At 49.4% G+C, this 13,427-nt stretch carries 11 protein-coding genes; 8 read left to right on the plus strand and 3 right to left on the minus strand.

Features of this window, described 5'->3' with window-relative positions; genetic code table 11:
• Positions 1 to 53: 53 nt before the first annotated feature.
• From NQ565_RS00325 to NQ565_RS00335, 3 genes are all read right to left on the minus strand, one after another.
• Positions 54 to 269, minus strand: coding sequence for a Sec-independent protein translocase subunit TatA/TatB (locus NQ565_RS00325; protein ID WP_016661901.1), 216 nt, complete (start codon positions 267 to 269; stop codon positions 54 to 56).
• Between the two features lie 121 nt (positions 270 to 390).
• On the minus strand, positions 391 to 2,922 hold the full coding sequence (locus NQ565_RS00330; RefSeq protein ID WP_005657457.1) for a bifunctional UDP-N-acetylmuramoyl-tripeptide:D-alanyl-D-alanine ligase/alanine racemase: 2,532 nt from the start codon (positions 2,920 to 2,922) through the stop codon (positions 391 to 393).
• Positions 2,898 to 3,887, minus strand: a complete 990-nt coding sequence (locus NQ565_RS00335; RefSeq protein WP_040316219.1) for a GSCFA domain-containing protein — start codon at positions 3,885 to 3,887, stop codon at positions 2,898 to 2,900. Before NQ565_RS00335 ends, NQ565_RS00330 begins: the two co-directional genes overlap by 25 nt.
• A gap of 410 nt (positions 3,888 to 4,297) precedes the next feature.
• On the opposite strand from NQ565_RS00335, the gene dxs reads away from it, so the two are divergent.
• From dxs to nuoH, 8 genes are all read left to right on the plus strand, one after another.
• Complete coding sequence (dxs, locus tag NQ565_RS00340; protein ID WP_005657467.1) at positions 4,298 to 6,205, plus strand: 1-deoxy-D-xylulose-5-phosphate synthase; 1,908 nt, start codon at positions 4,298 to 4,300, stop codon at positions 6,203 to 6,205.
• Between the two features lie 78 nt (positions 6,206 to 6,283).
• On the plus strand, positions 6,284 to 7,624 hold the full coding sequence (trkA, locus tag NQ565_RS00345) for a Trk system potassium transporter TrkA (RefSeq protein WP_005657469.1): 1,341 nt from the start codon (positions 6,284 to 6,286) through the stop codon (positions 7,622 to 7,624).
• Positions 7,625 to 7,712: 88 nt separating this feature from the next.
• Complete coding sequence (locus NQ565_RS00350) at positions 7,713 to 9,164, plus strand: TrkH family potassium uptake protein (RefSeq protein ID WP_005657471.1); 1,452 nt, start codon at positions 7,713 to 7,715, stop codon at positions 9,162 to 9,164.
• A 125-nt stretch (positions 9,165 to 9,289) separates the two neighbouring features.
• Positions 9,290 to 9,637 carry a hypothetical protein gene (locus NQ565_RS00355; RefSeq protein ID WP_005657473.1) on the plus strand — a complete coding sequence of 116 codons (348 nt, stop codon included), beginning with the start codon at positions 9,290 to 9,292 and terminating at the stop codon, positions 9,635 to 9,637.
• A 98-nt stretch (positions 9,638 to 9,735) separates the two neighbouring features.
• Positions 9,736 to 10,086 (plus strand): NADH-quinone oxidoreductase subunit A, encoded by a 351-nt coding sequence (locus NQ565_RS00360; protein ID WP_005657477.1) that lies wholly within the window; start codon positions 9,736 to 9,738, stop codon positions 10,084 to 10,086.
• Complete coding sequence (locus tag NQ565_RS00365) at positions 10,077 to 10,664, plus strand: NADH-quinone oxidoreductase subunit B (protein WP_005657479.1); 588 nt, start codon at positions 10,077 to 10,079, stop codon at positions 10,662 to 10,664. Before NQ565_RS00360 ends, NQ565_RS00365 begins: the two co-directional genes overlap by 10 nt.
• A gap of 14 nt (positions 10,665 to 10,678) precedes the next feature.
• Entirely contained in the window at positions 10,679 to 12,271 is a 1,593-nt protein-coding gene (locus tag NQ565_RS00370) for an NADH-quinone oxidoreductase subunit D (protein WP_034535985.1), read from the plus strand.
• A 79-nt stretch (positions 12,272 to 12,350) separates the two neighbouring features.
• Positions 12,351 to 13,427 carry an NADH-quinone oxidoreductase subunit NuoH gene (nuoH, locus tag NQ565_RS00375; protein WP_005657484.1) on the plus strand — a complete coding sequence of 359 codons (1,077 nt, stop codon included), beginning with the start codon at positions 12,351 to 12,353 and terminating at the stop codon, positions 13,425 to 13,427.

Below are 13,427 nucleotides of genomic sequence, written 5' to 3' on the forward strand. Positions count from 1 at the left end.
AAGGCGGTAAAACAACAAGGTAACGGGACGACAACAACCGCTTCATCACCTTATTACTTATTATCTACAGGTTTGTCCACCTCTTCCTTTGCTTTATTGATTTCGTCTTTAGCCTCGTTTACCCCTTCTTTGAAACTCTTTACGCCTTTTCCCAAACCGCGCATCAGTTCAGGAATTTTCTTACCGCCAAACAGCAGCAAGATAACCAATGCGATGATAATCCATTCGGAACCGCTGGGCAAGAAACCTAATAAAAGTAAGTTTGTCATAATCATATCGGATTAAATTTGATTGCAAAGATAAGAAGATTTATGAAGTACGAAGCACGAAATACAAAGTATAAAGTATAAAATATGAAGTATAATCCATACTTTACGCCTTGTCATCTTCTCAATCCTGATAATACACCCTCTTCACACGTGTCGAAACATTTGTAAGCACTTCGTAGGGAATTGTCCCGAGCACATCGGAGAGGACGGTTATAGGAAGATGATCTCCGAAAATCTCAACGCTGTCGCCTTCTTTGCAATCAATGTCAGTAACATCAATCATACAAACATCCATACAGATATTACCCACATAAGGAGCACGCTGTCCGTTCACCAGGCAATAGGCGTGTCCATTGCCCAAGTGACGGTTCAACCCGTCGGCATAGCCGATAGGAATGGCAGCAATACGTGAAGGACGCGTCAAATGTCCCTTGCGGCTATATCCCACCGTATCTTCTTCGGGCACATCACGAATCTGCAGGATGGTAGTCTTTAACGTACTGACGTTATGCATTATAGAATTATCTATCGGACTGATGCCATACAATCCGATTCCCAACCGCACCATATCAAACTGTGCTCCCGGAAAGCGCTCTATACCGGCCGAATTACAGATATGACGAAGTATCTTATACGGAAACGCCTCCTGCAGCAGCATGGAAGCCTTTTCAAAAGTTTCTATCTGTTTACGCGTAAAAGCATCGAACTGCTGAGCGTCGCTTCCTACAAAATGAGAGAATACCGAACGGGGAATAACCGCATTCTGTCCTTTCAGACGTTCTATGAGCCGGGGCATGTCTTCCGGAGCAAACCCCAACCGGTGCATGCCGGTATCCAGTTTCACATGAATGGGGAAATTGGTGATACCTTCTTTCTCAGCTTCTTTAATCAGCGCATCCAACAAATGGAAACTGTAAACTTCCGGTTCCAGTTTATAGTCGAACATCGTCTTGAATGCCGTCATCTCTGGATTCATAATGATAATGCTTGCCGTAATGCCCGCTTTACGTAAATCCGACCCTTCATCGGCAACAGCAACAGCCAGATAATCCACATGATGTTCCTGCAAAGTTCTGGCTATTTCATACGAACCTGCGCCATAGGCGGAAGCCTTCACCATACACACCATTTTGGTTTCAGGTTTTAGCTTGCCGCGATAATGATTCAGATTAGCGATCATTGCACCGAGATTTACCTCCAATATCGTTTCGTGCACTTTCTTCTCCAAGGCTTCCGTCAACGCATCGAAACCGAACTTACGCGCCCCTTTAATCAGAATTATTTCATTCTCCAGTCGGAGTTCTCCCCGGCCAATGGCTTCAATCAGCGTAGCCGTATCCGGATAAAAAGCCTTCTCGATGCTAAACCGTGCGGCACATGAAGATATTTCATTTCCCACACCGATTATGCGCTCTATTCCCCGGCTGTTTACCAACTGTGCCACCTGACGGTAGAGAGTCGGCGTATTCTGTCCCGTCTCCAATATATCCGAAAGGATAAGCGTCCGCTTCAGACCCTTACTCTGCGAGCGACGGTACAGAAAATCAAGCGCTATATCCAACGAACCGAGATCAGAGTTATAACTGTCATTTATCAGCAGGCATCCGTTTTTGCCTTCCTTTACTTCCAAACGCATTGCTACCGGTTCCAGCTTTGCCATGCGTTCCGTTATCTGTTCGGCAGGAAGCATCAGATACAGGCAGGCCGCCAGGCAGTTCAGCGAATTTTCAATAGAAGCATCATCTATAAAAGGCAATGTAAACGTATTGTCCATATCCAAATAACGATAGGAAATAACTGTGGAATCTTCCTGTTTCTCCACTTTACTTATATATAACGGACGCTCCATATCTTTCCTGCTCCATGCTATTTCACGGGCGGCAAGCATGGATTTACCCACACAATTGTTGATAAACTCGTCGTCACCATTATAAATCACCACATCGCAGTTCTTAAAGAGAGCCAGCTTCTCCATACATTTCTCCTGCAAAGAGAAGAAATTCTCCTGATGTGCGCCTCCTATATTTGTCAGGATACCGATTGTAGGTTTGATAATATTCTGTAAGGCACGCATTTCTCCCGGTTCCGAGATACCGGCCTCCAATATGGCAAGCTCCGTTTGTTCACTCATCTGCCACACGGACAAAGGTACGCCTATCTGGGAATTGTAGCTGCGGGGAGAGCGTGTTATCATCCGTTCGGGACTCAGCAACTGATGCAGCCACTCTTTCACAATGGTTTTTCCGTTGCTGCCTGTAATGCCGATAACAGGAATCTGAAACCGGTCCCGATGTTGCTCTGCCAGTTTCTGCAAGGCTTTCAACGGGTTGGGAACGACCAGTAAGTTGAAAGCCGGCTGCATCGCAGCAGTATCCACAGTTTCCTGCCGTACGGCGTCTTCAACTTTTGGTTCTCCGATTCCAACCTCATTCAGCCTCTCTTCGCTGACCACAAAATTACGTACGCCGCGCGCATACAAATCACGGATATAACGGGTACCGTCATTCCGCTTTGTAGGCAAGGCAAAAAACAATGTTTCTTCGGGAAAACTCAGGGAACGGCTGTCTGTAAGCAACCAGTCGATAGCGGCAGGCCTATCCCCTATCCGCCGCGCACCGATGATGCGAGCTATATCTTCAATCGTGTATGACATAATTCTCTTTCCTTTTGGAAGTCTAAGTACGGGTATTTTCCGTTAAGTCGGTCTATTTTTAACACAATTTGTCCTAAAAAACGCTTATACTCCTCAGAGCCGGGATGAAAGGGCTTGTGTGCCAATGCCCTACGTATATTTTCACTTTCTTCTATGATCTGTAACGTCTCCGGCGAAAAACAGGCGGACGAGAAGCGTTCCCACACATACTGCGCCGCCACTTCGGAAGGATGCACCATATCTTCAGCGTAGAAGCGGTAATCCCGCAATTCATCCAAAACCAATTCATAGGCGGGAAAATAGAATACATTCTCCGGAAAAGCAGCTTGCAGTCTGTCTACAGCCAGCAGCAAGACGGACTTACTGAGCTGATTGGCATGCATGCCTTCGCGTACATGGCGGATAGGGCTGACGGTAAATATCACTTTCAATCCGGAGTTGCGCGCCAGCAGCCCCGATAGCAGCGAAACATAGTCCGACACAATTTCATCTACTGTCAGCCGCCTGCGGGTAAACTCCTTCTCGGACAGCTTATGGCAGTTGCCCACGATACGCCCCGTATTTTTTTGTTCGTACACCCAGGACGTGCCGAAAGTCAGTAGCAAACACGCCGAACGGAAAATCTGTTCGTGCGCACCGGCAATCCGTCCGTTGATTCTCTTCAACGTTTCGTCTGCCAACGGTGACGAGAAATCCCCGTGATGCATGGGACTATGCCAGCAATCGCGAAAGAAAAACAGGTCTTCCTTACCATACACTTTCCCAAATACGATTTCACGCAAAGCGGCGGATATGGACAGAGGGTTATAAAGTACGCCGTAAGGATTGACATCGCAGGAAAATTTCGCTTCGGTAAACCTTGCGCCCATATTGGCTGCAAAGCAGGAGCCCAGCAGCAGCAAGTGGTCCGTATGCCGCAAGCAAGGCAGATGGGCGGGAAGTTCGACAGGAGTAATGAAGTTCATACGTAACTTAATTCAATGGGGCTGCAAAGATACAAAGAAATACTGCAAAAACCGGAAAAGCACCTTCTAAAAACCGCAAAGGACATGCTCCGTTGCTTCTTCAGGCAACTATACATATCCGCGTATGCAAGAACACCGTGTCTGACACCCGGGTGTCAGACATACCAAGACCCGGATGTCAGACATGCCAAGACCCGGGTGTCGGACATACCAAGACCCGGGTGTCGGACATATCCCGTACGCCAATCCGGTAAACTCGCTTCGCAAAGGGAAAGCATTTCTGTTAAAAGAGGCGAAAACGTCCGGACAAATTCCCGCAAAAGACAAGCGGCAAAACAAAAAACAGACAAAATGATACAGCCATCCGTTTTCTTTTGCTATTTTTGCATTTTGTAATCTTCAGTACAGTGATGAAAACAGAGTCAACAACATATAACTTGCTAAATTCCATTTCTTATCCGGAGGATTTGCGCAAATTGAGCGTGGAACAACTTCCGGAGATATGTAAGGAATTAAGACAAGACATCATTCAGGAACTTTCTTGCAATCCGGGACACTTTGCTGCGAGTTTGGGTACGGTGGAACTGACCGTTGCGCTGCATTACGTCTACAACACTCCATACGACCGCATTGTATGGGATGTGGGGCATCAGGCTTACGGGCACAAAATGCTCACCGGACGTCGCGAGGCTTTCTGCACCAACCGCAAATTCAAAGGCATACGTCCTTTTCCCACTCCCGTAGAAAGCGATTATGACACCTTTGCCTGCGGACATGCCTCCAATTCTATTTCGGCGGCTTTGGGTATGGCTGTCGCAGCAGCCAAGAAAGGAGAAAAAGACCGCCACGTAGTGGCCGTCATTGGCGACGGCAGCATGAGCGGAGGACTGGCTTTCGAAGGGTTGAACAACGCCTCATCCACCAACAACAACCTGTTGATTATCCTCAACGACAACGACATGGCGATAGACCGCAGCGTGGGTGGCATGAAGCAATATCTCTTCAACCTGACAACTTCCAACCGCTACAACCAGCTACGCTTCAAAGCATCCAAAATGCTGTTCAAAATGGGTGTGCTGAACGAGGACCGGCGCAAAGCGCTCATCCGCTTCTCCAACAGCCTGAAATCAATGGCAGCCCAACAACAGAACATCTTCGAGGGGATGAACATCCGTTATTTCGGTCCCATAAACGGACACGATGTGAAGAATCTTGCCCGCATCCTACGGGACATCAAGGACTTGAAAGGTCCTAAAATACTCCATCTGCACACCGTAAAAGGCAAAGGCTTCGAACCTGCCGAAAAAGACCCGGGCATCTGGCATGCACCGGGCAGATTCGACCCCGAAACCGGAGAGCGCATCACCACCGACACCAGCAACCTGCCCCCTCTGTACCAAACCGTGTTCGGAGAGACGCTGGTAGAACTTGCAGAGAAAAATCCGAAGATAGTGGGAGTTACTCCTGCCATGCCCACAGGATGTTCCATGAACCTATTGATGAAGTCCATGCCCGACCGTGCATTCGATGTAGGCATTGCCGAAGGGCATGCAGCCACATTCTCCGGCGGCATGGCAAAGGAAGGCATGCAACCTTTCTGCAACATCTACTCGTCTTTCATGCAGCGGGCATACGACAATGTGATACACGACATTGCCCTCCTGAGGCTGCCCGTTGTCCTTTGTCTGGACCGCGCCGGACTGGTGGGAGAGGATGGCCCGACACATCATGGCGTATACGACCTTGCCTACTTCCGCCCTATCCCGAACCTGACCATATCCTCGCCCATGGACGAACATGAATTACGCCGCCTCATGTACACGGCACAACTGCCGGACAAAGGTCCGTTCGTTATCCGTTATCCCCGCGGACGAGGCGTACTGGTGGACTGGAAGTGTCCGCTCGAAGAAGTCCCCGTGGGCAAAGGGCGCAAACTGAAGGACGGAAAGGATATTGCCGTCATCACCATCGGACCGATAGGAAATACTGCCGCACGCGCCATCGAACGGGCAGAAGCGGAAAAAGGGCTCTCCATAGCCCATTACGACCTGCGCTTCCTCAAACCGCTGGACGAGGCATTGCTGCATGAAGCAGGACGTAACTTCAAGCGCATCGTCACCATAGAGGACGGCACACGGAAGGGAGGTATGGGAAGCGCCGTGCTGGAATTCATGGCAGACAACAACTATACCCCGCACGTCGAGCGCATCGGTGTACCCGACGCATTCATAGAACATGGTACGGTACAGGAGCTGCACCGGCTGTGCGGAATGGACGAAGAAGGAATCTATAATATATTAATTAAGAATGAGGAATGATGAATGAAGAACCGGGTTGCATTATGCAAGCCTCCGTACTTCATTCCTGATTCTTTATTCTTCATTTCTTAAAGCATTGTGAAAATAATCATTGCAGGTGCCGGTGCAGTAGGCACACATTTGGCCAAACTATTGTCGCGCGAGAAGCAAGACATCATATTAATAGACGACAACGAAGAAAGGATGAGCACGCTCAGTTCCAACTTCGACCTGATGACCGTTAACGCCTCCCCCACTTCCATAAAAGGATTGAAAGAGGTGGGAGCGGGAGAGGCCGACCTGTTCATTGCCGTTACTCCCGACGAAAGCCGTAACATTACCGCCTGTATGCTTGCAACCAACCTGGGTGCGGTAAAAACCGTAGGGCGCATTGACAATTACGAATATCTGCTGCCCAAAAACAAGGAATTTTTCCAGAAGTTAGGAGTAGATTCGCTTATCTACCCGGAAATGCTTGCGGCAAAAGAGATTGTATCTTCCATCCGTATGAGCTGGGTACGCCAATGGTGGGAATTTTGCGGGGGCGCATTGATTCTGATAGGCGCCAAGATGCGCGAAAAAGCAGAAATCCTGAACATCCCCCTGCATCAGTTGGGCGGACCGGAATTGCCTTATCATGTGGTGGCCATCAAGCGCGGTAACGAAACACTGATTCCCCGCGGCGATGATGTTGTGAAACTGCATGATATTGTTTATTTCACGACCACCCGCAAATTCGTACCATACATCCGCAAGATAGCAGGCAAAGAAGATTATGCCGACGTACGCAATGTCATGATTATGGGTGGAAGCCGCATCGCCGTACGTACCGCACAATATGTCCCCGACTATATGCAGGTGAAAATCGTGGACAACGACCTGAACCGCTGTAACCGTCTGACCGAACTGCTGGATGACAAGACAATGATTATCAACGGCGACGGACGGGATATGGACCTGCTCATAGAAGAAGGATTGAAGAATACCGAAGCCTTTGTGGCACTGACCGGGAACTCGGAAACAAACATTCTTGCCTGTCTGGCGGCAAAACGCATGGGTGTAAGAAAAACCGTAGCCGAAGTAGAAAATATCGACTATATAGGCATGGCTGAAAGCCTCGACATCGGCACGGTTATCAACAAGAAGATGATTGCCGCCAGCCATATCTACCAGATGATGCTGGATGCCGATGTAAGCAACGTAAAATGCCTCACCTTTGCCAATGCCGATGTAGCGGAATTTACCGTCAAGGCAGGTTCAAAGATAACCAAACATCCGGTGAAAGACCTCGGCCTGCCCAAAGGGACAACCATCGGCGGACTGATACGCAACGGCGAGGGTGTGGTAGTTATGGGTAACACGCAAATACAGCCCGGCGACCACGTGGTGGTATTCTGCCTGAACATGATGATTAAGAAAATCGAAAAATACTTTAATTAATCGGGAGTTATAAATTCTGAATTATGAATTGGCTGCACCTGCGCCCCGTCCCATAATTCAAAATTAACGACTTAAAATCCAAACAAGCGTGATTAACTTTAAGACAATTATACGGATTATCGGTATTCTGCTACTGCTGGAGACAGTCATGTTGCTGGCATGTTCGGCAATATCGTACTACTATAATGACGAAGCCCTCCTCGATTTCTGGAAATCGGCAGGTATCACAGCAGGAGTGGGCCTGCTCATGGCTATCGCCGGAAAAGGCGGTGAGAAACAACTTACCCGCCGCGACGGTTACGTCCTGGTCAGCTTTGCCTGGGTGGCTTTTTCTCTTTTCGGTATGTTGCCTTTCTACATCAGCGGATATGTCCCTGACATCACGAATGCTTTCTTTGAAACCATGTCCGGTTTTACAAGTACGGGAGCCACCGTGCTGGATAATATAGAATCGCTTCCTCACGGATTGCTGTTCTGGCGCGGTATGACACAATGGATAGGCGGTTTGGGAATTATCATGTTTACGATTGCCGTATTACCCATCTTCGGGGTCAGCGGCCTGCAGGTGTTTGCCGCCGAAGCCAGCGGTCCCACGCACGACAAGGTGCATCCGCGCATCGGCATCACAGCCAAATGGATATGGAGCATCTATGCCGGACTCACTCTCATACTTGTAGTCTTGTTAATGCTGGGCGGCATGAACTGGTTCGACAGCGTATGCCATGCCTTTGCTACTACGGGCACGGGTGGTTTCTCCACCAAGCAGGCAAGTGTGGCCTATTACAATTCTCCTTATATAGAATATGTAATCTCCATTTTCATGTTTATTTCCGGCATCAACTTTACGCTATTGCTGTTCTTTGTCAACCGGAAATTCAAAAAGGTAATTGACAATGCCGAGCTGAAATGGTATTTCTGGTCGGTAGCAGGCTTTACCGGTGTGATAGCCGTAGTGCTCTATTATACCGGTTCAATGGATGCGGAAGAGGCTTTCCGCAAATCATTGTTCCAGGTCATATCGCTGCACACCTCCACCGGCTTTGCCACAGACGACTATATGTTATGGACACCTGTGCTTTGGGGACTTCTTACCATTGTCATGGTGATGGGAGCTTGTGCCGGCAGCACTTCCGGCGGTCTGAAATGTATCCGTATGGTCATTCTGGCCAAAGTATCCCGCAATGAGTGCAAGCACCTCCTCCATCCCAACGCAGTGTTGCCGGTGCGTATAAACAAACAAGTAATCCCCCCTTCCATCGTATCCACCGTGTTGGCATTTTTCTTTTTATATTTTATCATTATCATCATCAGCATACTGATAATGATGGGGATGGGGATAGGTGCCGAAGAGTCCATCGGCTGTGTTGTATCCAGCATCGGCAATATGGGCCCCGGATTGGGTGATACCGGTCCGGCATATTCATGGAATGCCCTGCCCGATGCCGCCAAATGGTTACTGTCATTCCTCATGTTATTGGGACGTCTGGAATTGTTTACCGTCTTACTTTTGTTCACCCCGGAATTCTGGAAACGGAATTGATTTAGGATAAAAAGTGTAAAAATAGTCTTATTTTGTTATGCAGAGATAGCAAAATGAGAGATACTTGTTATATCTTTGCGCCCTGAAACAGATAGGGAGGTATGAAACAGTGCATAAAATATTGTATGATAGCCATACTCGCGGTTTTATTACACAACGGTGCAATAGAGGCTGCGGATTTTTTGTGCGCTCCGGCCGGTTGCAAAGCAGAGAGTTGCATTTTGACGCAGGCGCCTACCGCCCAACAGGTCATTCATAATTATTACAGACATACATCATCCGCCGCTTCTTGCCTGGAACATGTGGAAAGCCAGCAGGTTCCAAACAACAAAAGCTCCCTGTTGCGCACTGATATTATCCGTATGCAGCAACTGCTGCGTGCGCAAAGCTATGACCGTATGCCGAATGTACACTGTCTTACCGTGCCCGGTCCGCATTATTACATAATCGGGTTAAGGAAGATTATCATTTAAAAAAAAGGTAAAGCATTATCACCTTGTCGCCTTATCGCTTTATCCTTGTTTTAGTGCAGTATATCTATATTTTATATATCTAAAATCTTATCGGATTTATGAACTTTACTTTGTTGGTAGCCGTCTTGCTGACGGCAATTGCTTTCGTGGGTATCGTCATCGCATTGTCCAATGCGATAGCCCCCCGTTCGTACAATGTGCAGAAAATGGAGCCGTACGAATGTGGTATTCCCACCCGCGGTAAATCATGGATGCAGTTTCGGGTAGGTTACTACTTGTTTGCCATCCTGTTTCTGATGTTTGAAGTGGAGACGGTGTTCCTGTTTCCGTGGGCAGTCATAGCACGCGAGCTGGGAGCTGCCGGACTTTTCAGTATTTTATTTTTCCTTATTATATTGGTTCTGGGCCTTGCATATGCCTGGAGGAAAGGAGCGTTGGAATGGAAGTAACGAAGAAACCCAAAATAAAATCCATCCCTTATGAGGAGTTTACAGACAACGAAACGTTGGAGAAATTGGTTCGGGAACTTAATGCCGGCGGCGCTAATGTGGCTATCGGCGTTCTGGACGATTTCATCGATTGGGGACGCAGCAATTCGCTGTGGCCGCTTACGTTTGCAACCAGTTGTTGCGGTATCGAATTCATGGCCCTCGGTGCAGCCCGCTACGATATGGCGCGCTTCGGGTTTGAGGTAGCCCGTGCCAGTCCGCGCCAGGCAGATATGATTATGGTGTGCGGAACAATCACGAACAAGATGGCTCCGGTGCTGAAACGCTTGTACGACCAGATGGCAGACCCTAAGTATGTGATAGCCGTAGGCGGTTGCGCTGTCAGCGGCGGCCCGTTCAAGAAGTCCTACCACGTTGTGAACGGAGTAGACAAGATTTTGCCGGTGGACGTATATATCCCCGGATGCCCTCCCCGCCCCGAAGCATTCTACTACGGAATGATGCAGTTGCAGCGTAAAGTAAAAATAGAGAAATACTTTGGCGGTGTAAACCAAAAAGAAGAAAGACCGGAAGAATGAATATGAATATGAGTATGGAAATAAGATATATAGAACCCGCAGCCTTGCATGACGAAATGCTGCGCCTGCGGCAGGAAGAACAAATGGACTTTCTGGAATGCCTCACCGGTATGGACTGGGGCGAACCGGATGCCGCCAAAGACACTCCCGACACTCCGCGCGGACTTGGCGTGGTGTATCAGTTGGAATCCACCGTCACCGGCAAGCGGACTGCCATCCGCACCGCCACACTCAACCGCGAGCATCCCGAACTTCCCTCTGTATGCGACATCTGGAAAGCGGCAGACTTTCTGGAGCGTGAAGTGTTCGACTTCTACGGCGTGGTATTCGTAGGACACCCCGACATGCGCCGCCTCTACCTGCGCAACGACTGGGTAGGGCATCCGATGCGTAAAGACGATGACCCGGAAGCACAGAACCCGCTGCGCATGGACAATGAGGAAACGGTTGATACCACCACCGAACTGGAACTGAACCCGGACGGAACGGTAAAGAACAAGGAAACGCAACTCTTCGGCGACGACGAATATGTGGTGAACATCGGTCCCCAACACCCCGCAACCCACGGCGTAATGCGTTTCCGCGTATCGCTGGAAGGTGAAATCATCAAAAAAATCGATGCCAACTGCGGATATATCCACCGGGGTATCGAAAAGATGTGCGAAAGTCTTACATACCCGCAGACACTGGCGCTGACCGACCGTCTGGACTACCTGGGCGCTCACCAGAACCGCCATGCCTTGTGTATGTGTATCGAAAAAGCCATGGGCATAGAGGTAAGCGAACGTGTGCAGTACATCCGTACCATCATGGACGAGTTGCAGCGCATCGACTCGCACCTGCTTTTCTACTCCTGCCTGGCAATGGACCTCGGTGCACTGACCGCCTTCTTCTACGGCTTCCGCGACCGTGAAAAGATTCTCGACATCTTCGAAGGAACCTGCGGCGGACGCCTCATCATGAACTACAACACGATTGGCGGCGTGCAAGCCGACATCGCCCCCGACTTCCAGAAGAAAGTCAAAGAGTTCATCCCATACCTGCGCGGCATCCTGCACGAATACCACGACGTGTTTACAGGAAACATCATTGCGCAGCAGCGCCTGAAAGGCGTAGGCGTACTCTCCCGTGAAGATGCCATAGCGTTCGGAGCCACCGGCGGTACGGGCCGTGCCAGCGGTTGGGCGTGCGACGTACGCAAGCGCATGCCTTACGGGGTGTATGACAAGGTGGACTTCAAAGAGATTGTCCGCACCGAGGGCGACTCCTGGGCACGCTACCTCATCCGTATGGACGAAATCATGGAGAGCCTGAAAATCATCGAACAACTGATAGACAATATCCCCGAAGGTGCATACCAGGAGAAGATGAAACCGATTATCCGCGTACCGGAAGGCACTTACTACGCTGCCGTAGAAGGCAGCCGCGGCGAGTTCGGCGTATTCCTTGAGAGCCACGGCGACAAGACACCCTACCGCCTGCACTTCCGCAGCACGGGGCTTCCGCTGGTATCTACCGTAGATACGATTTGCCGCGGTGCAAAGATTGCCGACCTTATCGCTATCGGCGGTACATTGGACTATGTAGTACCCGATATCGACCGATAACGGTAAAAAGCAAAAAGAACGTCAATAACAGACAGCAGACATACATCAAATCGTAAATCGTAAAACCGTAAATAAACAGATGTTTGACTTTAGTATAGTAACCAATTGGATTCACCAGATGCTGACCTCCCTCATGCCGGAAGGTCTGGCGGTGTTTCTTGAATGTGTAGTGATAGGCGTATGCATCATCCTGATGTATGCAGTGCTTGCCATTATCCTGATTTACATGGAGCGCAAGATATGCGCCTTTTTCCAATGCCGCCTCGGTCCGATGCGTGTAGGAAAATGGGGATTGCTCCAAGTGCCGTGCGACGTTATCAAGATGTTGACCAAGGAAATCATCGACCTGAAGTTCTCCGACCGATTCCTCTACAACCTGGCGCCGTTCATGGTCATCATAGCCTCGTTCCTCACCTTCGCCTGCCTGCCTGTCAGCAAAGGTCTGGAAGTGCTGGACTTCAACGTGGGCGTGTTTTTCCTGCTTGCCGCTTCGAGCATCGGCGTGGTAGGTATCCTGCTTGCCGGCTGGAGTTCCAACAATAAGTTCTCGCTTATCGGAGCCATGCGAAGCGGTGCGCAAATCATCAGTTACGAACTCTCGTGCGGACTGAGCATCCTGACGATGGTAGTCCTGATGGGTACGATGCAGTTCTCCGAAATCGTAGCCGGACAAGCCGACGGCTGGTTCATCTTCAAAGGACATATCCCGGCTCTGATAGCTTTCATCATCTACCTGATTGCCGGCAATGCGGAAACCAACCGCGGTCCGTTCGACTTGCCCGAGGCCGAAAGCGAGCTGACGGCAGGCTATCATACGGAATACTCCGGTATGGGCTTCGGCTTCTTCTACCTGGCAGAGTACCTGAACCTGTTCATCGTAGCGAGTGTGGCAGCCACGATATTCTTAGGCGGCTGGATGCCGTTGCACATCGTGGGCCTGGACGGCTTCAACGCTGTAATGGATTACATTCCGGGCTTTGTATGGTTCTTCGGCAAGGCATTCTTCGTGGTGTTCCTGCTGATGTGGATTAAATGGACATTCCCGCGTCTGCGTATCGACCAGATTCTGAACCTCGAATGGAAATATCTGGTTCCCATCAGCATGGTGAACCTGATTCTAATGGTATTAATCGTAGTATTTGAATTGCATTTCTAA

The sequence above is a fragment of the Bacteroides stercoris ATCC 43183 genome (assembly GCF_025147325.1).
Taxonomy (GTDB): Bacteria; Bacteroidota; Bacteroidia; order Bacteroidales; family Bacteroidaceae; genus Bacteroides; species Bacteroides stercoris.